Origin of the sequence: Janthinobacterium sp. LPB2021202312-11-4 (assembly GCF_037049705.1) — a bacterium.
In the GTDB taxonomy this organism is placed as follows: domain Bacteria; phylum Pseudomonadota; class Gammaproteobacteria; order Pseudomonadales; family Pseudomonadaceae; genus Aquipseudomonas.
On record NZ_JBAGKV010000017.1, the window covers coordinates 105,239 to 131,616 of the forward strand.

Consider the following 26,378-nt stretch of genomic DNA (forward strand, 5'->3'; position numbering starts at 1 on the left):
AAAGTGCAGAGTGCGAACTGCGACACGCTGACGCGGCTGGCCCTGTTGGGGTTGGAGCCTGCCGACTAATTATTTCAAGACATCAATCGTTCTCATTGGTGAATGGTTCCGGACACGATCCGGCCAAAACAGCATTCCCAAGCCTTGCGCGGTCGGCGAAGACCGCGCCCTGCACGCGATTTGTATGAGCGTGACGTAGGAAAACCGATTCCAACTTGTAAGCCGAATTCAGGCAGGAAACCTCATGACCGACGCGTTCGAACTCCCCAGCACACTGGTCCAAGCCCTCCAGCGCCGCGCGGCCCTGACGCCGGACCGCGTTGCTTTGCGGTTTCTCGCCGAAACCCCGGATCAAGCGGTGGTACTCAGTTATCGCGAACTGGATCTGCGGGCGCGGACCATTGCCGGTGCGTTGCAGGCCGAAGCGGCGTTTGGCGATCGCGCGGTGCTGCTGTTTCCCAGCGGCCCGGATTACGTCGCGGCATTTTTTGGTTGCCTGTATGCCGGGGTGATCGCGGTGCCGGCCTATCCGCCGGAGTCGGCCAAACGTCATCACCAGGAACGGCTGTTGTCGATCATCAGCGACGCCGAACCGCGTCTGCTGCTGACCAGCGCCGGCCTGCGCGACGCCTTGCAGCACATCGACGGTGCGCCGCCGCTGCTTTGTGTCGATACCCTCGACACGGCGCTGGCCGATGGCTGGGTTACGCCGGCCCTTGAGCACGACCACATCGCCTTCCTGCAATACACCTCCGGTTCGACGGCATTGCCTAAAGGTGTGCAAGTCAGCCACGGCAACCTGGTGGCCAACGAACTGCTGATCCGCCACGGCTTCGGCATTGATCTGAACCCGGACGACGTGATCGTCAGTTGGTTGCCGCTGTACCACGACATGGGCCTGATCGGCGGTCTGTTGCAGCCGATTTTCAGCGGCGTGCCCTGCGTGTTGATGTCGCCGGCATACTTCCTCGGCCGGCCATTGCGCTGGCTCGAAGCGATCAGCGAATACGGCGGCACCATCAGCGGCGGGCCGGACTTTGCTTATCGCTTGTGCAGCGAACGGGTCAGCGAATCGGCGCTGGAGCGTCTCGATTTGAGCGGCTGGCGCGTGGCGTATTCCGGCTCCGAGCCGATTCGTCTCGACACCCTGGAGCGCTTCGCCGAGAAGTTCGCAACGTGCGGCTTCACCCCGGACAGCTTTATGGCGTCCTATGGTCTGGCGGAAGCCACGTTGTTCGTTGCCGGCACGCCACGGGGTCAAGGCATCAACAACTTGCGCGTGGACGATCAGGCGTTGGCACAAAACCGAGCCGAAGCGGGCGAGGGCGCGGCGATCATGAGTTGCGGCATCAGCCAGCCCGATCATGCAGTGCTGATTGTCGACCCGGTCGCGCTCACCGAACTGACGGATAACGCCGTCGGCGAAGTCTGGGCCGCCGGGCCGAGCATCGCCCATGGCTATTGGCGCAACCCCGAGGCCAGCGCCAAGACCTTCGTCCAGCACGCCGGTCGTACTTGGTTGCGCACCGGTGACCTGGGCTTTATGCGCGACGGTGAGTTGTTCATCACCGGGCGCCTGAAAGACATGCTGATCGTGCGCGGCCACAACCTCTATCCGCAGGACCTTGAGCAAACCGTCGAGCGCGAAGTGGAAGTGGTGCGCAAAGGTCGGGTCGCGGCGTTCGCGGTGAATATCGACGGTCAGGAAGGCATTGGCATTGCGGCGGAAATCAGCCGCAGCGTGCAGAAAATCCTCCCCCCCGAGGCGCTGATCAAAGCCATTCGCCAAGCGGTGGCCGAGGCGTATCAGCAAGCACCGAGCGTAGTGGTATTGCTCAATCCGGGCGCGCTGCCGAAGACCTCCAGCGGCAAGTTGCAACGCTCGGCGTGCCGCAATCGCCTGGCGGACGGCAGCCTCGACAGCTATGCGCTGTTCCCGTCGGCAGACGTCGAACACGCAACCGGCACGCCATCCGCTTCCGAACTGCAAACCCTGATCGCCACAATTTGGAGCGAGCAACTCAACGTCAAACAGGTCAACGCTGACGATCACTTTTTCCTGCTCGGCGGCAACTCCATCGCCGCCACTCAGGTGGTCGCGCGCCTGCGTGAAGAACTCGGTCTGGAGTTGAACCTGCGCCTGTTGTTCGAAGCGCCGACCCTTGGCGCATTCGCCAGCGCCGTCGCGCAACAGCAACAGGACGGCGGCCTCGCCCAAGGCTCAATCACCGCGCTGTCACGCAGCGAAGCGATGCCGCAGTCCCTGGCGCAAAACCGTTTGTGGATCACTTGGCAACTCGACCCGTACAGCAGCGCCTACAACATTCCCGGTGCCTTGCGCTTGCGCGGCGAACTGGACGAAGACGCGTTGCGCGCCAGTTTCCAGCAGTTGATCGAACGCCATGAATCCCTGCGTACGCGTTTCTTCGAGCGTGACGGCGTGGCCCTGCAGCAAGTCGATGCCGCCGGTGAATTCAACCTGCAACGGATCGACATCAGTGACTTGCCCGCCACCGAGCGCGAAGCCCGTGCGCAGCAAATCCGCGAGGACGAAGCCCGCACCCAGTTCGATCTGGAAAAAGGCCCGCTGCTGTGGGTGACCCTGGTGCGCCTCGACGATGAAGAGCATCAACTGCTGGTGACGATGCACCACATCATCGCGGACGGCTGGTCGCTGAACGTGTTGATCGACGAGTTCTCGCGGCTGTACGCGGCGGCGTCTCAAGGCGAGAAAACCACGCTGTCGGCATTGCCGACCCAGTACGCCGATTACGGCAGTTGGCAGCGCCAATGGCTGGCGCAAGGCGAGGGTGAGCGGCAACTGGCCTACTGGAAAAACCAGTTGGGCGATGAGCATCCGGTGTTGAGCCTGGCCACCGATCACCCGCGTTCCGCGCAATACACCCACAGCGCCGCCCGGCACACCGTACGGTTGGGCGTGAGCCTGAGCGAAGCGATCCGCCAGACGGCCCAGGCTCACGAAGCCACGTCGTTCATGTTGTTGCTGAGCGCGTTCCAGAGTCTGTTGCACCGCTACAGCGGTCAGCGCGATATCCGCATCGGCGTGCCGAACGCCAACCGTCCGCGCCTGGAAACCCAGGGGCTGATCGGCTTCTTCATCAACACCCAGGTGCTGCGCGCCGACATCGATTCACGCTTGCCATTCGTTGAGCTGCTGGCGCAAACCCGCCAAGCCGCGTTGGGCGCCCAGGCCCATCAGGATCTGCCGTTCGAGCAATTGCTCGAAGCCTTTCCCCAGGCCCGCGAGTCGGGTCTGTTCCAGGTCATGTTCAACCACCAGCAACGGGATTTGAGCGCACTGCGCCGCTTGCCGGGGCTGCTGGCCGAAGAGCTGCCGTGGCACAGCCGCGAAGCCAAGTTCGACCTGCAACTGCACAGTGAAGAAGACCGAAATGGTCGCTTGAGCCTGTCCTTCGACTACGCCGACGAACTGTTCGACGCCGCGACCATCGAACGCCTGGCCGAGCACTTCAGCCATCTGCTGCGCGAGGTCTGCGAGCGTCCACAGCAAGCCATCGGCGATCTGCAACTGCTGACCTCGACCGAGCGCGATCAGCACACCTCGTGGGGCGCGGCACCCTGCACACCGGCCGGCCAATGGCTGCCAGAACGGCTCAATGAACAACTGCGCCAGACCCCGGAACGCACCGCGCTGATTTGGGACGGCGGGCAACTGGACTTCGCCGAACTGCACGCCCAGGCCAATCGCTTGGCCCATTACCTGCGCGACAAAGGCGTCGGCCCGGACGTGTGCGTGGCCATCGCTGCCGAGCGATCGCCGCAACTGCTGATCGGCCTGCTGGCGATCCTCAAGGCCGGCGGCGCCTATGTGCCGCTGGACCCGGAATATCCGGCTGATCGCCTGGCCTACATGCTCAGCGACAGCGGCGTCGAATTACTGCTGACCCAGACCGAATTGCTCGACCGTTTGCCGGCCACCGACGGCGTCAGCGTGATCGCCATGGATGCGTTGCACCTGGAAAACTGGCCGAGCCAGGCACCGGGTCTGCACCTGCACGGCGACAACCTGGCCTACGTGATTTACACCTCCGGTTCCACCGGCCAGCCCAAAGGCGTCGGCAACACCCACGCCGCCCTCGCCGAACGGCTGCAATGGATGCAGAACACTTATCAACTGAACGAAACCGACGTGCTGATGCAAAAAGCGCCGATCAGTTTCGACGTGTCGGTGTGGGAATGTTTCTGGCCACTGATCACCGGCGCACGGTTGCTGATTGCCGGGCCGGGTGAGCACCGCGATCCCCATCGCATTGCGCAACGGGTTCAGGAATATGGCGTGACCACGCTGCACTTCGTGCCGCCGCTGTTGGCGCTGTTTATCGAAGAACCGCTGACCGCTGAATGCACCAGCCTGCGCCGGGTGTTCTCCGGTGGCGAAGCCTTGCCCGCCGAACTGCGCAACCGCGTGCTGGAACAACTGCCCGCCGTGCAACTGCACAACCGCTACGGCCCGACCGAAACCGCGATCAACGTCACCCATTGGCATTGCACCACGGCCGATGGCGAGCGTTCGCCGATTGGCCGGCCATTGGGCAACGTGATTTGCCGCGTGCTCGACAGCGACCTCAATCCCGTACCGGCCGGGGTGCCGGGTGAACTGTGCATCGGCGGCATCGGCTTGGCCCGGGGTTACCTCGGGCGTCCGTCCCTGACTGCCGAACGCTTTGTCGTCGATCCACTGGGCGAGCCGGGCGCGCGGCTGTACCGCACTGGCGACCGTGCGCGCTGGACCGCTGATGGCGTGATCGAATACCTCGGACGTCTCGATCAGCAGGTCAAACTGCGCGGCTTCCGGGTTGAACCGGAAGAGATCGAAGCCCGTTTGCTGGCCCAGGATGGCGTCGCCCAAGCCGTGGTGCTGGTGCGTGAAACCGCCGCTGGCGGCCAGTTGATTGGTTACTACACATCCACCGATTCTTCCGAAGATCTCGATGCGCAAAATCAGCGCCTGAAAACCGCGCTGGCCGCTGAACTACCGGAGTACATGGTCCCGACGCAACTGATGCGCCTGGATGAAATGCCCCTGAGCCCCAGCGGCAAACTCGACCGCCGTGCCTTGCCGGAACCGCAGTGGCAGGTTCGCGAACACGTCGAACCGGTTTCCACCCTTGAGCAACAAATCGCCGGCATCTGGCGTGAAGTGTTGGGCCTGAAGCAAATCGGCCTGCGCGACGATTTCTTCGCCCTCGGCGGTCATTCGCTGTTGGCCACGCAAATCATTTCCCGCACCCGTCAGGCCTGCGACGTCGAATTGCCCCTGCGTGCGCTGTTCGAACACAGTGAGTTGGGCGCCTTCGCCGAACAGGTCCGCTTGATCCAGGCCAGCGGCAAAACCAACCAGCAGCCGCCGATCGAGAAAGTCGACCGCAGCCAAGCGGTGCCGTTGTCTTATTCCCAGCAGCGCATGTGGTTCCTCTGGCAAATGGAGCCGGACAGCCCGGCCTACAACGTCGGCGGCATGGCGCGGTTGCGCGGGGTGCTGGATGTCGGGCGTTTCGAGGCGGCGCTGCAAGCGCTGATCATCCGCCACGAAACCCTGCGCACCACGTTCCCGAGCGTCGATGGCGTGGCCCGGCAACAGGTGCATGCCGACACCGGTATGCGCATGGACTGGAAGGATTTCACCGCGCTCGATGCCGATGGCCGCGAGTGGCAGGTCCAGCAACTGGCGGACGACGAGGCGCACAAGCCGTTCGATCTGGAAACCGGCCCGTTGCTGCGCGCCTGCCTGGTCAAGACCGATGAGCAAGAACACTACCTGGTGCTGACCCTGCACCACATCGTCACCGAAGGCTGGGCGATGGACATCTTTGCCCGGGAACTGAGCGCACTCTACGAAGCCTTCGTCGATGACCGCGAATCGCCGCTGCAACCGCTGCCGGTGCAGTACCTGGATTACAGCGTCTGGCAGCGTCAGTGGCTGGAATCCGGCGAGCGTCAGCGTCAACTCGACTACTGGACCGCGCAACTGGGCCGCGAACACCCGCTGCTGGAATTGCCCGCCGACCGTCCACGTCCGCCAGTGCAAAGCCACCGGGGCGAGCTGTTCCGGTTCGACCTGAGCGATGACCTCGCCGCCCGCGTCCGCGCCTTTAATGCGCAAAACGGTCTGACCTTGTTCATGACCATGACCGCCGCTCTGGCCGTACTGCTTTACCGCTACAGCGGCCAGACGGATTTGCGCATCGGCGCCCCGGTGGCCAACCGCATTCGTCCGGAAAGCGAAGGCCTGATCGGCGCGTTCCTCAATACGCAAGTGCTGCGTTGCCAGCTCGATGGGCAGATGTCCGTCGGCGAACTGTTTGAGCAGGTTCGCCACACCGTGATCGAAGGCCAGTCCCATCAGGACTTGCCGTTCGATCACTTGGTCGAAGCCTTGCAACCTCCGCGCAGCGCCGCGTACAACCCGTTGTTCCAGGTGATGTGCAACGTGCAGCGTTGGGAGTTCCAGCAGAGCCGCACCCTGGCCGGCATGACCGTCGAATACCTGGCCAACGATGCCCGGGCGACCAAGTTCGACCTCAACCTGGAAGTCACCGACCTCGATCATCGCCTCGGTTGCTGCCTGACTTACAGCACCGATTTGTTCGATGAACCACGCATTGCCCGGATGGCCGGGCACTGGCGCAATCTGTTGGAAGCGCTGCTGGCCGATCCGCAGCAACGCCTCAGCGAGTTGCCGTTGCTAGAAGCCACGGAGCAAAAGAACCTGCTCGAAAGCCTCGGCATCGAGCCCGGCGAGCATCGCCTCGACCAGTGCATTCATCACCTGTTCAGCGAGCAAGCCCTGGCCCGAAAAGACGCGCCGGCCCTGACCTTCGTCGGGCAAACCCTGAGCTACGCCGAACTCGACAGCCGCGCCAATCGCCTGGCCTGGATGCTGCGCGAGCGCGGCGTCGGCCCGCAGGTTCGCGTTGGCCTGGCGCTGGAGCGTTCCCTGGAGATGGTCGTCGGCCTGCTGGCGATCCTCAAGGCCGGCGGCGCCTACGTGCCGCTGGACCCGGAATACCCCCTCGATCGCCTGCACTACATGATTGAAGACAGCGGCATCGGTCTGCTGCTCAGTGACCAGGCGATGTTCACCGCCCTCGGCGAATTGCCCTCGACCGTGGCCCGCTGGTGCCTGGAAGAGGACGCCGCCGAACTGGTCAACTACCCGGCCAGCGAGTTGCCGTTTATCAGCCTGCCGCAACATCAGGCGTACCTGATTTACACCTCCGGCTCCACCGGCAAACCGAAAGGCGTGGTGGTGTCCCACGGTGAAATCGCCATGCATTGCCAAGCGGTAATCGAGCGCTTTGGTATGCGCCCGGACGACTGCGAACTGCACTTCTACTCGATCAACTTCGATGCCGCCACCGAGCGTCTGCTGGTGCCGCTGTTGAGTGGTGCGCAGGTTGTGTTGCGTGCCCAGGGCCAGTGGGATGCCGAAGAAATCTGCGGCCTGATTCGTCAGCACCAGATCAACATCCTCGGCTTCACCCCGAGCTACGGCAGCCAGTTGGCGCAATGGCTGGCGACCCAGGGCGAAATTCTGCCGGTGCGCATGATCATCACCGGCGGCGAGGCCCTGACTGGCGAGCACCTGTCGCGGATTCGTGCGGCGTTCAAACCGAGCCTGTTCTTCAACGCTTACGGCCCGACCGAAACCGTGGTCATGCCATTGGCCAGTCTGGCGCCGGAGCAATTGGAAGAAGGTTTGGGCAGCGTGCCCATCGGCAGCGTGATCGGTGCGCGGGTGGCGTATATCCTCGACGCCGATCTGGCCTTGGTGCCCCAAGGTGCGACCGGTGAGTTGTATGTTGGCGGTGCTGGCCTGGCCCAGGGTTATCACGCACGAGCAGGCATGACCGCCGAGCGTTTTGTCGCGGACCCGTTTGCCGTCAATGGCGGGCGTATCTATCGCACCGGCGACCTGGTGCGTCAGCGTGCCGACGGCTTGGTGGAGTACCTTGGGCGTATCGACCATCAGGTGAAAATCCGGGGTTTCCGCATTGAACTGGGCGAGATCGAAACCCGTCTGCTGGAGCATGAATCCATCCGTGAAGCGGTGGTGCTGGCCCTCGATGCCCCCAGCGGCAAACAACTGGTTGGCTACCTCGTCACGGACATCGCCGAGCAGGACGAAGCACAACAAGCGGCCCTGCGCGAAGCGTTGAAATCGCACCTCAAATCCCAACTGCCGGACTACATGGTGCCGACGCACCTGATCCTGTTGGCGAGCATGCCGCTGACCGCCAACGGCAAACTCGACCGCCGCGCACTGCCGGCGCCAGACCCGGAGCTGAACCGCCAACACTACGTGGCGCCGAGCAATGAACTGGAGCTGACCCTGGCCGGCATCTGGTGCGAAGTACTGAACGTCGCGCAGGTCGGGCTCAACGATAACTTCTTTGAACTGGGCGGCGACTCAATCCTGTCCATTCAAGTGGTCAGCCGCGCACGGCAGCAGGGCATTCATTTCAGTCCCCGTGATCTGTTTCAGCACCAGACCGTGCAGACCCTCGCCGCCGTCGCAACCCGCACCGAGCAGGTCAGCGCCGAGCAAGGCTTGCTCACTGGCGAATCCGGTTTGACGCCGATCCAGCACTGGTTCTTCGACACCGACATCCCCGAGCGTCAGCACTGGAACCAGGCGTTGCTGCTGGAACCGAGCGTGGCCCTGGACCCCCATCGCCTGGAGCAAGCGCTGCTGGCGGTGATCGAGCAACACGACGCCTTGCGTCTGCGCTTCACCCAAGTTGACGGGCAATGGCACGCCGAACACCAGGCGATAAATGACATCCCGGTGTTGTGGCAGGTTCGCGTCGCCTCGATGGACAAGTGCACCGCGCTGTTCGCCGATGCCCAACGCAGCCTCGACCTCGAACAAGGGCCGTTGGTCCGCGCTTTGTTGGTTGATGGTCCTGAAGGCCAGCAACGGCTGTTTATCGCCATTCACCACTTGGTGGTGGACGGGGTTTCCTGGCGGGTGCTGCTGGACGATCTGCAAACGGTTTATCGCCAGCTCGACGCGCAACAGTCGGTGAACCTGCCGGCGAAAACCAGTGCCTTCAAGGACTGGGCGGGACGTTTGCAGGCCTATGCCGGCAGCGAATCCTTGCGTGAAGAATTGAGCTGGTGGCAGGCGCAATTGGCCGGGCCAAGTGCCGAGTTGCCGTGTGATCGTCCCCAGGGCGGCCAGCAGAATCGCCATGCCCAAACCGTCAGCGTGCGCCTGGATACCGAGCGCACCCGGCAATTGCTGCAACAAGCCCCGAGCGCCTATCGCACCCAGGTCAACGACCTGCTGCTAACTGCGTTGGCGCGGGTCATGTGCCGCTGGAGCGGTCACGAATCGGCGTTGATTCAACTCGAAGGCCATGGCCGCGAAAGCCTGTTCGACGAGATCGACCTGACCCGCACTGTCGGTTGGTTCACCAGCGCGTATCCACTGCGTTTGGCGCCAATGGAGGAGCAGGGCGCCTCGATCAAATCGATCAAGGAACAACTGCGCGCCGTACCGCACAAAGGCCTGGGTTACGGCGTATTGCGTTACCTCGCCGATGACCTGTGCCGCCAGACCATGGCCGCATTGCCGGTGGCGCCGATCACCTTTAACTACCTCGGCCAGTTCGACCAGAGCTTCGGCGCGGACGCGTTGTTCCGTCCCCTCGATGAACCGGTCGGCGCCGCCCATGATCCCCACGCGCCGCTACCCAATGAGTTGAGCGTCGACAGTCAGGTCTACGGCGGCGAACTGGTGCTGCGCTGGACCTTCAGCGCCGAGCGCCACGACCCGCAGACCATCAATGAGTTGGCGCAGTCGTATCTGGGCGAGCTGCAAAGCCTGATCGACCATTGCCTGCAAGACGACGCTGGAGGCCTGACGCCATCGGACTTCCCGCTGGCCCGGTTGACCCAGCCGCAACTCGATGCGCTGCCGATTCCGGCTGCGGTCATCGAAGACGTCTACCCGCTGACCCCGATGCAGGAAGGCATGTTGCTGCACACCTTGCTGGAACCGGGCACCGGCCTCTACTACATGCAGGACCGCTACCGCATCAACAGCGACCTCGACCCCGAGCGTTTCGCCCAGGCCTGGCAAGCGGTGATTGCCCGTCACGAAGCCCTGCGCGCCTCGTTCTGCTGGAACGTCGGCGAAGACATGCTGCAAGTGATCCACAAGCCGGGCAGCACGCCGATCGAGTACCTGGACTGGACTGCCGTCGCCGAAACCGAACACGAACCGACGCTGCAAACGCTGCTCAAAAGCGAGCGCGAGGCCGGTTTCGATCTGCTCAACCAAGCCCCGTTCCACCTGCGCCTGATCAAGGTCGGCGCGGCGCGTTACTGGTTCATGATGAGCAACCACCACATCCTGATCGACGCCTGGTGCCGTTCGCTGCTGATGAACGATTTCTTTGAAATCTACATGGCCCTCGGCGAAGGTCGGGACGCGCAATTGGCCGTGCCGCCGCGTTATCGCGACTACATCGGCTGGCTGCAACGCCAGAGCCTGGCCGAAGCGCGGCAGTGGTGGAAAACCAACCTGCAAGGTTTCGAACGGACCACGCCGATCCCGAGTGACCGGCCGTTCCTGCGCGAACACGCCGGTGACAGCGGCGGCATGATTGTTGGCGACCGCTACACAAGACTCGATGCCCGTGACGGCGCGCAATTGCGTGAACTGGCCCAAGCGCATCAACTGACCATCAACACCTTCGCCCAAGCAGCGTGGGCCCTGGTGTTGCGACGCCTGAGCGGTGATCGCGACGTGTTGTTCGGCGTCACGGTGGCTGGGCGCCCGGTGGACATGCCGCAGATGCAACGCACGGTTGGCCTGTTCATCAACAGCGTCGCGCTGCGGGTGAAAATGCCGGAAGACGACCAGCGTGTGAGCGTGCGTCAGTGGCTCAGCGGTTTGCTCGACAGCAACATGCAACTGCGCGAGTACGAATACTTGCCGCTGGTGACCATCCAGGAAAACAGCGAGTTGCCCAAAGGCCAACCACTGTTCGACAGCCTGTTCGTGTTCGAAAACGCCCCGGTGGAAGTCTCGGTGCTGGACCGTGCGCAAAGCCTCAACGCCACCTCGGATTCGGGCCGCACCCACACCAACTTCCCGCTGACGGCGGTCTGCTATCCGGGGGATGACCTCGGCTTGCACCTGTCTTACGACCAGCGTTATTTCGACGAATCCACGGTCGAGCGCATGCTCGGCGAGTTCAAGCGCTTGCTGCTGGCGCTGGTGCAAGGCTTCCATGGCGACATGGCCGATTTGCCGCTGCTGGGCGCTGAGGAGCAGGATTTCCTGATCCATGGCTGCAACCAGAGCGAACACGAATACCCGTTGCAGCAGAGCTACGTCGAGTTGTTCGAAGCTCAGGTCGCACAACATCCGCAGCGCATCGCCGCCAGTTGCCTCGACCGCTTGCACAGTTACGTCGAGCTGAACCAGCGCAGTAACCGTCTCGGTCATGCGTTGATCGCGGCGGGTGTCGGGCGGGATCAACCGGTGGCGTTGCTGGCTGAACGTAACCTCGATTTGCTCGGCATGATCATCGGCAGCTTCAAGGCTGGCGCCGGTTACTTGCCGCTGGACCCGGGCCTGCCAAGTCAGCGTCTGAGCCGGATCATCGACCTGAGTCGCACGCCGCTGCTGGTCTGCACCCAGGCCTGTCGTGAACAAGCCGTGGTATTGCTGGACGAATTTGCCTGTGCCAATCGACCGAAACTGCTGGTCTGGGAAGACGTGCAAGCGAGCGATGCGTCGGTGCAAAACCCCGGCATCTACAGCGCCCCGGACAACCTGGCCTACGTGATCTACACCTCGGGCTCCACCGGTTTGCCCAAAGGCGTGATGGTCGAACAGCGCGGCATGCTGAATAACCAGTTGAGCAAGGTGCCGTACCTGAACCTGAGCGCGGCGGATGTGATCGCGCAAACCGCGTCGCAAAGCTTCGATATTTCGGTCTGGCAGTTCCTCGCCGCGCCGCTGTTCGGGGCGCGAGTGGACATCGTGCCGAACACCATCGCCCACGATCCGCAAGGTTTGCTGGCCCACGTGCAGAGCCAGGGCATCACGGTGCTGGAAAGCGTGCCGTCGCTGATCCAGGGCATGCTCGCCCAGGAGCGCATGAGCCTCGACGGCCTGCGCTGGATGCTGCCGACCGGCGAAGCGATGCCGCCGGAACTGGCGCACCAGTGGCTGTTGCGCTACCCGGACATCGGGCTGGTCAACGCCTATGGCCCGGCGGAATGTTCCGATGACGTGGCGTTCTTCCGCGTCGACATGGCCTCGACGCGCGGCAGCTATTTGCCGATTGGTACGCCGACCGACAACAACCGGTTGTACCTGCTCGATGGCGCGCTGGAACTGGTGCCGTTGGGTGCGGTGGGCGAGTTGTGTGTGGCCGGCACCGGCGTCGGTCGCGGTTACGTCAGTGATCCGCTGCGCACCGCCCAGGTGTTTGTGCCGAACCCGTTTGGCGAGCCGGGGGACCGTTTGTATCGCACTGGCGACCTGGCCCGTCGGCGCAGTGACGGCGTGCTGGAATACGTTGGCCGGATCGACCATCAGGTGAAGATTCGCGGTTACCGCATCGAACTGGGGGAAATCGAGGCGCGTCTGCACGAACAACCGGAAGTCCGCGACGGGGCGGTCGGCGTGCAGGAAGGTGTCAACGGCAAGCATTTGGTCGGCTATCTGGTGGCGGCGGATTCCGCGCTCAACCCAAGCGAACGCCTGGAGCGGATCAAGCAACGTCTGCGTGCCGAACTGCCGGAATACATGGTGCCGCTGCACTGGTTGTGGCTCGACAAACTGCCGCTCAATGCCAACGGCAAGCTGGATCGCAAGGCCCTGCCGGTGCTGGAGATCGGCCAGTTGCAGAGCCAGGATTATCTGGCGCCGCGCAATGACCTGGAGCAGACCCTGGCGGATATCTGGGCTGAAGTGCTGAAAGTCGAGCAGGTCGGTATTCGCGACAATTTCTTCGAACTGGGCGGCCATTCGCTGCTGGCGACGCAGATTGCTTCGCGGGTGCAGAAATCCCTGCAACGGGATGTGCCGCTACGGGCGATGTTCGAGTGCAGCACGGTGGAGGAATTGGCCGAGTACATCGACGGGTTGGCGGCGAGTGACATGACGGAGGAGAAGGTGGATCGGTTGAATGACCTGATGGCGGAGTTGGAGGGGCTTTGATTCTCTAGCGTTTGTAAGGGCCTCTTCGCGGGCAAGCCTCGCTCCCACGGATTGATGTCGGTCGCGATATTTGTGAACGACCCAAACCTGTAGGAGCAAGGCTTGCCCGCGATGGCGTCCAAGCTGTCGCCACAATTTGCGCGTTGACTGCCGAGCTGTACCGGTTCAGCCTGCCAAGGCTTTTTCGGTAGACCCTTTTCAACGGAGACAGTCGATGCCCTTCGCCACAATAGACGGACAACCCCTGCACTACATTGACCAAGGCACCGGCCCGGCGGTGCTGCTGGCCGGCAGCTACCTGTGGGACCAGGCCATGTGGGCGCCGCAAATCGCGGTGCTGTCGCAGCACTACCGGGTGATCGCCCTGGACCTCTGGGGCCACGGTCAATCCGGTCAATTGCCCGAAGGAACGACTTCGCTGGATGACATTGCGCGTCAAGCGTTGGCGTTGCTCGATCATCTGGACATTGATCGCGTCACCCTGGTCGGGCTGTCGGTCGGTGGCATGTGGGGCGTGCGTCTGGCGCTGTCGTCACCACAACGGCTCAATGGACTGGTGCTGATGGACACCTACGTCGGCGTCGAGCCCGAGCCCACCCGCCAATATTACTTCTCGCTGTTCAAACAGATCGAAGACACCGGCGTGATCTCGCCGCAGCTACTGGACATCGTGGTGCCGATCTTTTTCCGTCCGGGCATCGATCCACAGTCGGCGTTGTACCAGGATTTTCGCGCGTCATTGGCGGCGTTGCCTGCTGAACGGCTGCGCGAAAGTATTGTGCCGATGGGGCGGATTACGTTTGGGCGGGATGATGTGTTGCCGCGTTTGTCGGAGTTGAATGCCGCAACCACGCTGGTGATGTGCGGCGATCAGGACAAACCGCGTCCGCCAACCGAGGCCCGGGAAATGGCCGAGTTGATTGGGTGTCCGTGTGTGTTGGTGCCGGAGGCGGGGCATATCTCCAATCTGGAGAATGCTGAGTTTGTGACGCAGGCACTGCTGAAGTTTTTGGCTAAGTAAGAAAAAGATCGCAGCCTTCGGCAGCTCCTACAGAGGGATGCGTACCCCTGTAGGAGCTGCCGAAGGCTGCGATCTTTTGATCTTGCTTACTTAGGCCCAAGAATCTTCAACAACTTGTCCGGCGACGGCGCGCCTTGTTGTTGCTGCAGCTCGCCCTTGTCGTCCATATAGAAAATCGCCGGGGTGGCCTGCAACTCCAGGTCTTCCATCAACTGCATGTTCGCCGCGAGTTTCGCCTGAATCGCCGGTGGCACGTCTTTCAGGGCCTTGAGCGAACTGGCCTTGCCGGATTTTTCGTGTTCTTCCAGGGCTTTGCTCGGGTCCTTGGCGGCCAGCAGCGCGGCGGATTTGCCGGGGCTGTCTTCGCGGATGATGCCGACCATGATGTGGCGCAACTGCACCTTGCCCGAGTTGACCCACGGCCGCGCCTGCTCCCAGAACATGTTGCAGTAAGGGCAGTTCGGGTCGCTGAACAGGTACACCACGCGCGGGGCACCTTTGTTGCCGTCGCCGATCCAGTTGCTCGCTTGCATCTTGCCCCAGACTTCCTTGGACATCGGCGCGTAGACCAGTTTCTGCAACGGCGCGCTGCTCAGGTCATTGCCATCGGCGTCGTACAGGTTGCCGAGCAGGACGTGCTTGCCGTCCGGCGTCAGGTACAGCGCCATGCCGCGGTTCTGGTATTGCGCCGCGTAACCGCGCAAACCGTCCGGGGCGTCGAACTGCCCGACGATTTTCGCGCCTTTGGCTTCGATCTTCTTGATCGCCTCCGGCAGTTCTTCGGCAGCCTGTGCCAATGGCAGGTGCAGCAGGGCGGCGCCCAGGGTCAGCGTCAGCAGGTGGCGGAGGCGGGGCATGGCAGTTTCCTTGAAGAGGTGGCCGGTGTGGCAGGGTGGGGGCTGTCGAAATTTTCCAGGGCCCGGGCCAGGCTGGCTTGCGACAACTCGCCCAGATGGCTGCCCAGCAAGCGGCCGTCGCCGCTATAGAACAGCGTAGTCGGCAACGCCATCGAACCGACCGCTTGGCCCAATCGGCCACTGCCATCGAACAACACGTTGGACAGGCTCAGGCCCTGGGTTTCCAGGAACGTGGCGACGCTTTGCATGCTTTCGGCCTGGTTGACGAACAGAAAGGTCAGGTCCGGGCGTTGTTGCTGGGCGTTTTCCAGCACCGGCATTTCCCGGCGACACGGCGGGCACCAAGTGGCCCACAGATTGATCACCAGCGGGCCGCCCTGATAATCGGTCAGTTGCACGGTTTCGCCAGCGGCATTGCGCAAGGTGATGTCCGGCAGGCGCGTGCCTTGTTCGTAAAGGCTCAAGGAAAAGGTCGCGAGCAACCAGAAGGCCAAACCGCTGACGACCCCGAACCCCATGGGCCGACGCAACCCCGGTCGACGCCAGCCTCGGTAGAGCGCGGCCAGCACCAGCACGATCACCCCGGGCCAGGCGAGAAAACCGCCATCGCGCAGGTCGATGATCTGCCACGGATCGTTGCGATATTGCGCCCAGTAAGCGATCACGAAGCTGATCCGCGCCGCCAGCATCCCCAGCAGGAACAGGCTGAACAGCACCGACTCGGGGTTCTCGCCGCCGCGCTTGGCCACCCGCCAGCCGACGAAGGTTGCCAGCGCCAGGGCACTGATCAGCAGCAAGTGATTAAGCGCGATGGCAAAGGTGCCGAGGGTAAAGGTCAGCATTAAAGGGCATCTCGGGTGATGGTCCAGCGTTGCAGGAAAGTCTCGGCATCGACCTCACCGGTGATGCGTTGGCTGCGGCGCTCGACGCCATCGGCACCGATCCACAGCAAACTCGGCGGCCCCGGCACTTTGTAGCGGCCGAGCAGCTCGCGACTGGCGGCATTGTCGGCGGTGACGTCCAGCCGTAGCAAGCGCACATCGCTCAGGGCTTCAAGCACCTGAGGTTTGGCGAAGACCTGTTTTTCCATGACTTTGCACGACACGCACCAGTCGGCGTAGTAATCGAGCAAGACCCACTGACCCCGGGCCTGCGCCGCATCGAGTTCCCGTTGCAGGGCGGCGGGGTCCTTGATCGTGGTGAACGCGTCATGGCCGACCGGGCTGGCGGCACTGTTCGAGCGGGCAGCGCTGTACACCTGCAATGGCTTGAACAGGTCATCACTGCCGCCCGCCGCACCGATTATCAACAGGCTGCCCCACACGCCCAGCAACAGCGAACTGGCGCCGAACACATGGGCGACACGACCAAAACCTTCCGACTGTTTCCAGGCGCTGTAGGCCGCGATCAGCAACAGGGCGCCGCACAGGCCGATCCACAGTGATTCATCCAGTACCGGACGCAGCATCAGCAGCGCCGTGGCGAGAAACAGGAAACCGAATACGCCTTTAAGCAAATTCATCCAGGCACCAGGCTTGGGCAGGAAGCGGTTGCCGACGGTCACCAGCAACAACAGCGGTATGCCCATGCCGATGCCCATAGCGAACAGAATCAACCCGCCGTGCAACGCATTGCCGCTCTGGGCGATGTACAGCAGGGCGCCGGCCAGTGGCGCGGTCATGCACGGGCCGACCAACAGACCGGACAAAGCCCCGAGCACCCCGGCCCCAATCAGGCTGCCGCCGCGCTGATTGCGCGAGACGTTTTCCAGTCGATCCCTTACCGCCACGGGCAATTGCAATTCAAAGAAGCCGAACATCGGCAGCGCCAGCAGCACAAACACGGCGGCAAAACTGCCCAGCAGCCATGGATTTTGCAGCAGCGCCTGAAGGTTCGCGCCCAGCATCGACGCCAGAACCCCCATCGCCGCATACACCAGCGCCATGCAGATCACATAGCTGCTGGCCAGGGCAAAACCGCGTTTGGGCGAGGCACCACTGCCAACGATCAAACCGGCGAGGATCGGCAGCATCGGTAACGTGCAAGGGGTGAACGCCAGCAGCAGACCCAGGCCAAAGAACACCAGCAAACTCCAGCCCAGTGCCCGTTGTTGCAGGTTGCTGGCCAGGGCTTGATCGGGTGCTTCGTTGGCAATCGGTGCCGCCGCAGCGCCACCCAGATCGACCACTTGAGTTTGCGGCGGATAACACAACCCTGCATCGGCGCAGCCCTGGAAACCCACCTTGACCTGACCCGTGGCCCCGGCCGGAATCTTCAGTTCAAGGCCCTGGCGATAGACTTGCTGCGCGCCGAAAAACTCGTCGCTATGGGCTTCGCCTTCAGGCAGTACCGGTTGTTGTTCCACCGGCAAACCGTCGAACTTCAGGCGTTTTTGGTACAGGTAATAGCCATCGGCGATCTGCCAATACAACTGGGTTTCGCCGGACTCAAGGCGTTCGGAGGTGAAGATGAAGGCTTTGCCGACAGGCAGGAAATCAGGCTTGGTGTCAAACGGGTTGTTGCCGGCCTGGGCCAGGCTGGCAAACAACCCAAAAAACAGGAAAAGAAAATAACGCATCGACAACGCCTTGAGGTTTACACACGTTGCCCAACATGATGGGCAGCGATTAACCCCGTGTTAACAGGGCGCTGGCGAATGCCGCGGCTATCAGTTGATGTCGTTATAGCTGAGCCGGTATTGGGACATCGGGCCGTGGCTCGCCTTCCATTGCTGGGCGAAGGCCTTGGCGGCGGCAATCTGCACGTCGGTCATTTCAGTGCCCAGATCGACCAGATACGAGCGGGCCATGCTGTGCCGAGACAGCTCGCGGGTGCTTTCGATCACCAGCCAGATCAAGCCGTAGCCTTTGACCAGGTCTTTCTCGAAGCCGTACTCGAGATCGACGCCCTCATCGTTCTCGTAAAACCCGGTGAGGGCCAGGCCGTAATCCAGCACGCCGTTCACGTCATTGAGTTGCGCACGTTTTTCCACCCACTGGCGCCTGGCATGCAGGTCCTGGGCGACCGGGCGGCGATTGCCGTACCAGAAGATCGCTTTGGAAAAACCGGCGTCCGCGGCTTTTTTCAACAAGCCATCGATGGTGGTACGGCGCACGATGGCATCGGTGATCAGCGTTTCGTCCTTGTAATACTTGTCCGCCAGGATGTACTGGGCTTCGGCCAGACCGGCCTCGGCGGATTTTTTCAGCCAGGCGATGTCCTGGGTCAGTTCGTACATGGTCAGCATGCCTTGGGCTTCGTTCCGCTCGACGCTGGCCTGGGCCAAGGCCTTGGCGTTTTTCAGGGACGCTTCATCGCCCAGACGCATCATCGCGTAGACATGCCCCTTGGCGGCAGCGCGGCGGTACCAGTCTTTGGCTTCATCGCTCAGCGTGTTGTCCTGACGTCTGAGGATTTCCGCCAGCGCATATTGGGCCTCGGGGTTACCGGCGCAGGCGCCAATCGTCAGATAGGGCGGTGCTTGAACAAACTCGCCGAGGTTGTAGAGCTCCAGTCCATTGGTGGTACTTTCCTTTTGTTGTTTGTCCAGTTGGGTGACCAGCCCCAGCAACGCGTCGCGCAGACTGAAAAGGGTCGTTAATGCACTGACTTGGGAATACATTTTGTGTACCTGTGTTAGTCGGAAAATGAAGGTGCTGCCCGACACAGGCTAGGGATAAGGGCACAGCGGAGTGCGGTAGATATGTATGGCATCCGTTATTCTGCGCATTCGCGTTGCGCGCCACGTGAGGCGTCATAATCCCGGGTTAATCGGCATGCCCCTTAATCATCAATTTTGCGAAGGTCCCACCATGCACGTACTGGTTTGCGAAGACGATGAGCTGATTGCCAGCGGCATCGTCGCCGGCCTCACCGCCCAAGGCCTGACCGTGGAACACGTCGCCACCGCTTCGTCGGCCCGGGCGATGCTCAAGGTCGCCGAGTTCGACGTCATGGTGCTCGACCTTGGCCTGCCCGATGAAGACGGCCTCAAGTTGTTGCAGCAATTGCGTCACAGCGGCCTGGAAATCCCGGTGCTGATCCTCACCGCCCGGGATTCGGTCACCGACCGGGTCGACGGCCTGCAAGCCGGGGCTGACGATTACCTGCTCAAGCCGTTCGACCTGCGCGAACTCGCCGCCCGCCTGCACACCTTGCTGCGACGAGTGGCCGGGCGCAGCGTCAACCTGATCGAGCACGGCGCGCTGACCTATGATCCGAGCAGCCGCGAAACCATGCTCGCCGGGCAACCGGTGGACCTGTCCCGTCGCGAACAGTCGCTGTTGCAAGCCTTATTGCATAACCGTGGCCGGGTGCTGTCCACCGAGCAGTTGAAGGACAGCGTCTACGGCTTCAACGATGAGCTGGAAAGCAACGCCCTCAACGTTCATATCCATCACCTGCGGCGCAAACTCGGCAATGGCATTGTCGAGACCGTGCGTGGCCTGGGCTATCGCCTGGGGCCGGCTGATGGCGGAGATCAATCGAAGTGATGAGCCTGCGTTTGCGCCTGAGCCTGACCCTCGGCGCCGCGTTTGCGCTGATCTGGGCCCTGGCAGCGGCCTGGATGCTCAGCGACTTGCGCAACCAGATGATGTTTTCCCTCGACCAGCGGCTGGTGGCGTCGGCGCGGATGGTCGCCGGCCTGATGGAGCAACTGCCGGCGCTGCCGACCAAGGGCGAGGGTACGCATTTCAGCGCCGAGCAATTGAATGTGCCCGGCGGCATGGCCTGTCAGGTCAGTTCATTACGTGGCGAAATCCTCGCCCGCAGCCACACCGACCCGCAACAAACCCTCGAAGCCGAGAAAATGGGCTTCCACGATCAGATGATCGATGGCGCACCGTGGCGCAGTTTCACCCTGGCGCGCGGTGATCTGCGGATCACCACGGCGGATCGGCAGATCGAACGCGAAGCCTTGAACATGTCGATTCTGTTGGCCGCGTCGGTGCCGGTGGGCGTGGCCCTGCTGGGGTGTTTGTGTCTGCTCTGGCTGGGCATCGGCCAGGGGCTGGCGCCACTCAATCGGATGCGCGATGCCTTGATGCGGCGCAGCGCCGATTCCCTCGAACCGTTGCAGATCCAGCCGTTGCCGAGCGAGTTGCAACCGCTGCTGGATACTCAGAATCAGTTGTTCTTGCGCATTGGCAAGACCATCGAACGCGAACGACGCCTGACCGGGGATGCGGCCCACGAACTGCGCAGCCCGCTGACCGCGATCAAGACCCACCTGCAAGTGGCGCGCATGACCGACGGCGCGGCTCGCGACCAATCCCTGGCCCGGGCCGAAGAGGGCGCGGATCGCCTGCATCGCACCCTTGAACAATTGCTGCTGCTGGCGCGGGTCGAGGGCAGCCTGTCGTTCGATGATGGCGTGCAGTGCAGCGCCGAGCAGGTGGCGAAACTGGCGATTCAGGACGCCGCCAGCGGTGATCGCCAGCGCATCAAGTTTCAGGCGCCGACGAAGATTTCCGCCGCCCCGGTGCAAATGCCTGCCGTGCTGTCGATTGCCGCACTGCGCAACCTGCTGGACAACGCCCTGCGTCATACCCCCAGCGACGGCGCGGTGGAGTTGAGCCTGGAAACCACCGGCAACCGCGTGCGCTTCGTGGTCCGCGACCATGGGCCGGGGATTGCCGAAGATGACCTGCAACACCTGACCCAACGCTTCTGGCGCAACGGCCAGAGCACCGGTTGCGGTTTGGGCCTGGCGATCGTCCAGGCGATTGTTCAGCGCTGTGCGTGCACGTTGCACTTCGACAGCCGCCCGGACGGCTTGCGGGTTGAGCTGACAATGCCATTACAGCCGGCCTGAACCCCGCAGGAGCCGCCGAAGGCTGCGATCTTTTGACTTTGATTTTTAAAAACAAGATCAAAAGATCGCAGCCTTCGGCAGCTCCTACCGGGAGGGTCGTTGTTGCACATCAAATGTAACGCCTCTCCATTGGCCACTCGCCGTTTGCAGCGCTATCTTTCCGGCAGCTTGGACTCAATGGATTGAGGTAACAGCGCCATGGATGCACCCCTGCACATCTGCAAGGCCACACCTGCCGACGCCGGCATTATCAGCCGGATCATCGAACGTTCGATCCGGGTCGGTTGCGCACTCGACCACCGTAACGACGCGAAAGTCGTCGCCGCCTGGACCCGCAACAAAACCGTCGAACATATCCACACCTGGCTGGCCGACCAACGGTTGTACCTGACCATCGCGGTGCTTCAGGACAAACCGATTGGGGTGGCCATGGCCTCGATCAGCGGCCGGGTAGCGTTCTGCTACGTGCAACCGGAATGGTTTCGTCGTGGCGCCGGACACACCTTGATTCACGACCTCGAAGCCTGGTTGCTCGCTCAAGGTGTGCACCAGGCACGGCTCAACAGCACCCGCACCAGTGAAGCCTTTTATCGACATCTGGGTTATCACGCCTGCGCCGAAACCTTCAGCGTAGCGGGGCTGTACGCCATTCCCATGCACAAGGTGCTGACGCCACTCCCATAGAAAGCTGATCGCAGGTCTAAATCCCCGAGCCCCTGATGCGTTTCCAGAACAGGAAAACCTGCAAGTGCGCCCCGTGACCGGAACGCGCACCTGCCCGGTGTGCAGTTTTGGTCACTATCCACAGCGTATTGAGGGGTCGAGAGATGTCAGTCGCTACCAGCCTTATCGAAGATCAGCCGGCCCGGGTCGCTCCGACGCCTGCCGAGACGCTTTACCAGTTCAACGAATCGCCGTTGCTGGCCCGTCAGAGCCAGCAGGAGTCGAATGCCCGCAGTTACCCGCGACGCATTCCCCTGGCGCTCAAGCGCGCCAAGGGCATTTATGTCGAAGACGTCGAGGGTCGCCGTTTCATCGATTGCCTGGCCGGCGCCGGGACGCTGGCGCTGGGGCACAACCACCCGGTGGTGATCGAAGCGATCCAGCAGGTGCTGACCGATGAGCTGCCGTTGCACACCCTCGACCTGACCACCCCGGTCAAGGATCAGTTTGTCCAGGACCTGTTCAGCCTGTTGCCGCCAGCCTTGGCGGCGGAAGCGAAAATCCAGTTTTGTGGCCCTACCGGCACCGACGCCGTGGAAGCCGCGCTGAAACTGGTGCGCACCGCCACCGGACGCAGCACCGTGTTGTCGTTCCAGGGCGGTTACCACGGCATGAGCCAGGGCGCGTTGAGCCTGATGGGCAGCCTGGGGCCGAAAAAGCCGTTGGGCGCGTTGCTCAGCAGTGGCGTGCAATTCATGCCGTACCCCTACGATTACCGCTGCCCGTTCGGGCTCGGTGGCGCCCAAGGGGTGCAGGTCAACCTCAACTATCTGGAAAACCTGCTCAACGACCCCGAGGCCGGCGTGCAATTGCCCGCTGCAGTGATTGTTGAAGTGGTGCAGGGCGAGGGCGGGGTGATCCCGGCGGATCTCGACTGGTTGCGCGGCTTGCGGCGCATCACCGAACAGGCGGGCGTGGCGTTGATCGTCGATGAAATCCAGAGCGGTTTTGCCCGTACCGGCAAGATGTTTGCCTTTGAACACGCCGGGATAGTTCCCGATGTGGTGGTGTTGTCCAAGGCCATTGGTGGCAGCCTGCCGCTGGCGGTGGTGGTTTATCGTGACTGGCTCGACACCTGGCTGCCGGGGGCTCATGCCGGCACGTTCCGTGGCAATCAGATGGCGATGGCGGCCGGTTCGGCGGTGATGCGTTATCTGGTCGACAACAACGTTTGCGCGCATGCCGCTGCGATGGGCGAACGCTTGGGCGAACACCTGCGCATCCTGCAACGGGACTTCCCGCAACTGGGTGACATTCGTGGTCGCGGCTTGATGCTCGGCGTCGAACTGGTCGATCCGAACGGGACGCCAGACGTGCAAGGTCATCCGCCGGCGTTCGGTCGCCTGGCGCCGCTGGTGCAGCGTGAATGCCTCAAGCGCGGTTTGATTCTTGAACTGGGCGGTCGGCATGGCGCGGTGGTGCGCTTCCTGCCGCCGCTGGTGATCACTGGCGCAGAAATCGACCAGGTCGCGGAAATTTTCGGCCGGGCGTTGGCGGCGGCGACCGCCGGCCTCTAAATTTTTCCGAGCCCCGAACGTTCTTTCTACATACCGGCTGCACGCGCAGTGCAGCCCACCCTTACAGCGATGGAGACACACCATGACGTCAGTATTCGACCGCGAGGACATCCTCTTTCAGGTCGTGGTCAACCACGAAGAGCAGTACTCGATCTGGCCCGACTACAAAGCCGTGCCACAAGGCTGGCGTACCGTGGGCAAGAGTGGCCTGAAGAAGGAATGCCTGGCCTATATCGAAGAAACCTGGACCGACATGCGTCCGCTGAGCTTGCGCCAGAAGATGGAAGAGCAGGCGGCTGTGGCTCACTAACGTTACCGCGTAACAAAAAGCCCGTTGAACCGCTAAGGTCAACGGGCTTTTTGTTGGCATTGAACATCAAAAGATCGCAGCCTTCGGCAGCTCCTACATTGACCGTGGCCCCCCGTGATTCCCCAAGCGAACCCAACACCCGTAGGAGCTGCCGCAGGCTGCGATCTTTTGATCCCAGGCCGAAGGCCCCCCGTGATTCCCCAGGCGAACCCAACACCCGTAGGAGCTGCCGAAGGCTGCGATCTTTTGATCTCAGGCCGAAGGCCCGTCGCTCAACCCCTTGATCAGCAAATCCACATTCCCCTCCAGTTCGGCCACCGGGTCCGGCGCATCGGTACTCAACACCACCAACCGACTCCCGGCCTCGCTGATCACCGCTTTCAGCGCCTCCGAAGGCTGGCGATGATGCAACACCACCGCCACATCATGCTCCTTCAACGTCGCGCCCAATTGCTTGAGCGCTTCCGGTGTCCACTCGGCATCCGGCCGCGCATCGAGGCCGACCAGTTCCAGATTAAGCCCGCCGATCAGGTAGCCAAAGTGATCGCTCAGGCTCATCACCGTGAGGTTATCGGCGCTGGCCAAGCGTGCTTCGCTGTCGGCACTGAGCTTGAGCAAACGCTGTTTGAGGGCGGCCAGATTGGCTTCGATTTTCGGTTTGGCGGTGGGCGCCAGGCGCACCAGATCCGCCGCCATCACGTCCGCCATCCGCCCCATGTTGTTGCTCGCCAGCCACGGCTGACTGTTCAAACCGTCGACTTTATTGCCCGGCTGCACGGCAATGCCTGGCAGGGCGCCGTCCACCGGGCGGGCGGCGTCGACTTCGACAATGCGGATGTTGCTGCGACGGGCGATGGGGTAGAGCGGGTCGTCCGCCCACAGCGAACGCAGGCCGATCACCGCATCGGCGTCTGTCGCCAGTTTGGCCAGCGCCGGCGCGCCACGCCCGGTGAAGTAGGCGGTCTGCCGGCTGCCAGGCAAATTGTCCGGCGCTGCCCGTTCGAGGCTGACATCGGTGCCTTTGAGCAAGACTTCGCCCAGGCCATAGGTAATCGGCAAGGAGGCCAGTACGCGCAATGGCTTGGCGCTGTCCGCCGCAAAAGAGCTTTGGGCCAAGCCGCACAGGGCGATGGCCAGGGTCAGTTGTCGTAGAGAAAAAGACATTATCCGAGGTTCCCTTTCAGGCTGGGGACGACGCCGCGCGCAATGGCGGACAGGGCGAAAGCGATGCCGGCAACCAGAATGATCGCGGCGCCGGACGGGATCGGCAGGTCGAAGACAATCGGCGCGAGAATCCCGCACAAGGTGCTGATCGTCGCAATGGCCACCGAGCACCAGAAAAACCCCTTCAGCGACTGACTGAGCAACCGCGCCGCCGCCGCCGGAATCACCAGCAACGCACCGACCAGAATCGCGCCGATGACTTTCACCGCCGCCACGGTGATCAGCGTCACCAGAATCACGAACAGGTAATCCAGGGTCTTCACCGCCACCCCGCGCACCGCCGCCAGTTGCGGGTTGAAACTGGCGAGCATGATGCGGTTGTACAGCGGCAGGGCCAGGGCCATGACCAGCGAACCGACGATGGCCAGCACCAGCAGGTCATTACCGTTGACCGTCAGCACCGAACCGAACAGCACGTTTTCCAGAATGTGCACGTTGATCTTGCCCGCCAGAATCAGCAGCAGGCTGGCGCCCAGTGCCAACGACACGGAGAGGAACACCCCGATCAATGTGTCCGGCGCGAGCCCCGTGCGGTTGCGCAGGTAATTAAGCAAGATGCCAAACAGCAAGCAGTAACCGAACAGGCTGCCATATGGGCCGGTGTACGGTTCGCCGAGCAGGATGCCGATAGCCACGCCGGTCAGCGCCGCGTGGCCTACCGCTTCGGAGAAAAACGCGAAGCGCTTGACCACCACCAGCGTGCCCAACCCGCCCAGTACCGGGCCGATCAACAACCCGGCGAGCAGTGCGTTCACCACAAAACCATAGGCCAGCGCTTCCGGCAGGTAACCCGCAGAGGCCCAGCCCTGGACCATCAAGCGAAAGGCTTCATAACTCATCAGACAGCGCTCCGTGGATGGGTCGAAAACAGGGTGAGCAAGCGTTCCGGCGTCAGTGCCTGTTTCGGCGTGGCGTCGAACAGCACCCGGCGATTGAGCCCGGTGACCCGGTCGGCCAGACGCCCGACGGCTTCCAGGTCGTGCTCGATCCACAGCACCGTGATGCCGCTTTGGCGCCAGTCGCCGAGCAACCGTTCGAACACCTGGATGCCCGCTTCATCGAGGGCCGACATCGGCTCATCGAGCACCAGCAACTGCGGCGCCGGGATCAAGCCCTGGGCCAGCAACACCCGTTGGCGTTCACCACCGGACAAGGCGCCCATGCGCCGCTTGCGTTTGTCCTGCATGCCGACCCGCTCCAGGGCCTCGCCAATCGCGGCGGCGTAGTGTTTGCTCACACCGAGAAACGCCGGGCGCCGCTGGCACATGGCGGCCATGAAATCATCAACGGTCATCGGCAAGCCGCGGTCGAATTCCAGGGCTTGTGGGACGTAGCCGATGGTGCCGGGCTCGCCGGGCCATTGCAGGCTCAGGCGTCCCTGATGGGGCATCTGCCCGAGCAAGGTCTTGATCAGCGAACTCTTGCCGCCACCGTTCGGGCCGACCAGGGCATGCACGGTGCCGGGCTGGACCTGGAAGGTCACGTTGTCGAGGATCGTCGTACGACCCAACGTCAGGCTGACCTCCGCAAAATCCAAAGTCGGCCCCAGTACCGGTGGGAGCGAGCTTGCTCGCGATGGCGGAGTGTCATTTGGCGATGATGTTGGCTGACCCACTGCCATCGCGAGCAAGCTCGCTCCCACAGGGGATTCGGGGTTGTTCGGGGTGAGGGTTTCTTTCGCCG

The 26,378-nt window shown here is 62.5% G+C and carries 14 protein-coding genes; 7 read left to right on the forward strand and 7 right to left on the reverse strand.

Annotation, left to right across the window (positions count from 1 at the left end; genetic code table 11):
* Positions 1-244: 244 nt before the first annotated feature.
* Both V5E99_RS18935 and V5E99_RS18940 read left to right on the forward strand, forming a co-directional pair.
* Positions 245-13,228, forward strand: a complete 12,984-nt coding sequence (locus tag V5E99_RS18935; protein WP_499803801.1) for a non-ribosomal peptide synthetase — start codon at positions 245-247, stop codon at positions 13,226-13,228.
* Positions 13,229-13,442: 214 nt separating this feature from the next.
* Positions 13,443-14,249 carry an alpha/beta fold hydrolase gene (locus tag V5E99_RS18940; protein ID WP_499803802.1) on the forward strand — a complete coding sequence of 269 codons (807 nt, stop codon included), beginning with the start codon at positions 13,443-13,445 and terminating at the stop codon, positions 14,247-14,249.
* A gap of 86 nt (positions 14,250-14,335) precedes the next feature.
* Here V5E99_RS18940 and dsbG read toward each other — a convergent pair whose 3' ends face one another.
* From dsbG to V5E99_RS18960, 4 genes are all read right to left on the reverse strand, one after another.
* Entirely contained in the window at positions 14,336-15,106 is a 771-nt protein-coding gene (gene dsbG, locus V5E99_RS18945) for a thiol:disulfide interchange protein DsbG (RefSeq protein ID WP_499803803.1), read from the reverse strand.
* Positions 15,082-15,948: a TlpA family protein disulfide reductase gene (locus tag V5E99_RS18950; RefSeq protein WP_499803804.1), complete on the reverse strand. Its 867-nt coding sequence runs from the start codon at positions 15,946-15,948 to the stop codon at positions 15,082-15,084. The genes dsbG and V5E99_RS18950 overlap by 25 nt, the downstream gene beginning before the upstream one ends.
* Positions 15,948-17,684, reverse strand: a complete 1,737-nt coding sequence (gene dsbD / locus V5E99_RS18955) for a protein-disulfide reductase DsbD (RefSeq protein ID WP_499803805.1) — start codon at positions 17,682-17,684, stop codon at positions 15,948-15,950. Before dsbD ends, V5E99_RS18950 begins: the two co-directional genes overlap by 1 nt.
* Positions 17,685-17,774: 90 nt before the next feature.
* A complete protein-coding gene (locus V5E99_RS18960) occupies positions 17,775-18,728 on the reverse strand; it encodes a tetratricopeptide repeat protein (RefSeq protein ID WP_499803806.1) in 954 nt (317 codons plus the stop codon).
* Between the two features lie 190 nt (positions 18,729-18,918).
* On the opposite strand from V5E99_RS18960, the gene V5E99_RS18965 reads away from it, so the two are divergent.
* The 5 genes from V5E99_RS18965 (at position 18,919) to V5E99_RS18985 (ending at position 23,471) form a co-directional block, all read left to right on the forward strand.
* On the forward strand, positions 18,919-19,599 hold the full coding sequence (locus V5E99_RS18965; protein ID WP_499803807.1) for a response regulator: 681 nt from the start codon (positions 18,919-18,921) through the stop codon (positions 19,597-19,599).
* Positions 19,599-20,921 (forward strand): ATP-binding protein, encoded by a 1,323-nt coding sequence (locus V5E99_RS18970; protein ID WP_499803808.1) that lies wholly within the window; start codon positions 19,599-19,601, stop codon positions 20,919-20,921. The genes V5E99_RS18965 and V5E99_RS18970 overlap by 1 nt, the downstream gene beginning before the upstream one ends.
* Positions 20,922-21,119: 198 nt before the next feature.
* Positions 21,120-21,605: a GNAT family N-acetyltransferase gene (locus tag V5E99_RS18975; protein ID WP_499803809.1), complete on the forward strand. Its 486-nt coding sequence runs from the start codon at positions 21,120-21,122 to the stop codon at positions 21,603-21,605.
* A 143-nt stretch (positions 21,606-21,748) separates the two neighbouring features.
* The gene (locus tag V5E99_RS18980; RefSeq protein WP_499803810.1) at positions 21,749-23,161 is read left to right on the forward strand and encodes an aspartate aminotransferase family protein; all 1,413 of its coding nucleotides are present in this window, start codon (positions 21,749-21,751) and stop codon (positions 23,159-23,161) included.
* Positions 23,162-23,243: 82 nt separating this feature from the next.
* Positions 23,244-23,471: an MbtH family protein gene (locus V5E99_RS18985; RefSeq protein ID WP_007990131.1), complete on the forward strand. Its 228-nt coding sequence runs from the start codon at positions 23,244-23,246 to the stop codon at positions 23,469-23,471.
* A gap of 252 nt (positions 23,472-23,723) precedes the next feature.
* Here V5E99_RS18985 and V5E99_RS18990 read toward each other — a convergent pair whose 3' ends face one another.
* The 3 genes from V5E99_RS18990 to V5E99_RS19000 are packed head-to-tail and all read right to left on the reverse strand — an operon-like array spanning position 23,724 to position 26,232.
* On the reverse strand, positions 23,724-24,635 hold the full coding sequence (locus tag V5E99_RS18990; RefSeq protein WP_499803811.1) for a metal ABC transporter substrate-binding protein: 912 nt from the start codon (positions 24,633-24,635) through the stop codon (positions 23,724-23,726).
* The gene (locus tag V5E99_RS18995; RefSeq protein ID WP_499803812.1) at positions 24,635-25,534 is read right to left on the reverse strand and encodes a metal ABC transporter permease; all 900 of its coding nucleotides are present in this window, start codon (positions 25,532-25,534) and stop codon (positions 24,635-24,637) included. The genes V5E99_RS18990 and V5E99_RS18995 overlap by 1 nt, the downstream gene beginning before the upstream one ends.
* Positions 25,534-26,232, reverse strand: a complete 699-nt coding sequence (locus V5E99_RS19000) for a metal ABC transporter ATP-binding protein (protein ID WP_499803813.1) — start codon at positions 26,230-26,232, stop codon at positions 25,534-25,536. The genes V5E99_RS18995 and V5E99_RS19000 overlap by 1 nt, the downstream gene beginning before the upstream one ends.
* Positions 26,233-26,378: the final 146 nt, after the last annotated feature.

Excerpts from the sequence above, each read along its gene's own strand:
- V5E99_RS18935 (WP_499803801.1), top strand. The coding sequence starts at position 245 with ATGACCGACGCGTTCGAACTCCCCAGCACACTGGTCCAAGCCCTCCAG.
- V5E99_RS18940 (WP_499803802.1), top strand. The coding sequence starts at position 13,443 with ATGCCCTTCGCCACAATAGACGGACAACCCCTGCACTACATTGACCAA.
- dsbG (WP_499803803.1), bottom strand. The coding sequence starts at position 15,106 with ATGCCCCGCCTCCGCCACCTGCTGACGCTGACCCTGGGCGCCGCCCTG.
- V5E99_RS18950 (WP_499803804.1), bottom strand. The coding sequence starts at position 15,948 with ATGCTGACCTTTACCCTCGGCACCTTTGCCATCGCGCTTAATCACTTG.
- dsbD (WP_499803805.1), bottom strand. The coding sequence starts at position 17,684 with ATGCGTTATTTTCTTTTCCTGTTTTTTGGGTTGTTTGCCAGCCTGGCC.
- V5E99_RS18960 (WP_499803806.1), bottom strand. The coding sequence starts at position 18,728 with ATGTATTCCCAAGTCAGTGCATTAACGACCCTTTTCAGTCTGCGCGAC.
- V5E99_RS18965 (WP_499803807.1), top strand. The coding sequence starts at position 18,919 with ATGCACGTACTGGTTTGCGAAGACGATGAGCTGATTGCCAGCGGCATC.
- V5E99_RS18970 (WP_499803808.1), top strand. The coding sequence starts at position 19,599 with ATGAGCCTGCGTTTGCGCCTGAGCCTGACCCTCGGCGCCGCGTTTGCG.
- V5E99_RS18975 (WP_499803809.1), top strand. The coding sequence starts at position 21,120 with ATGGATGCACCCCTGCACATCTGCAAGGCCACACCTGCCGACGCCGGC.
- V5E99_RS18980 (WP_499803810.1), top strand. The coding sequence starts at position 21,749 with ATGTCAGTCGCTACCAGCCTTATCGAAGATCAGCCGGCCCGGGTCGCT.
- V5E99_RS18985 (WP_007990131.1), top strand. The coding sequence starts at position 23,244 with ATGACGTCAGTATTCGACCGCGAGGACATCCTCTTTCAGGTCGTGGTC.
- V5E99_RS18990 (WP_499803811.1), bottom strand. The coding sequence starts at position 24,635 with ATGTCTTTTTCTCTACGACAACTGACCCTGGCCATCGCCCTGTGCGGC.
- V5E99_RS18995 (WP_499803812.1), bottom strand. The coding sequence starts at position 25,534 with ATGAGTTATGAAGCCTTTCGCTTGATGGTCCAGGGCTGGGCCTCTGCG.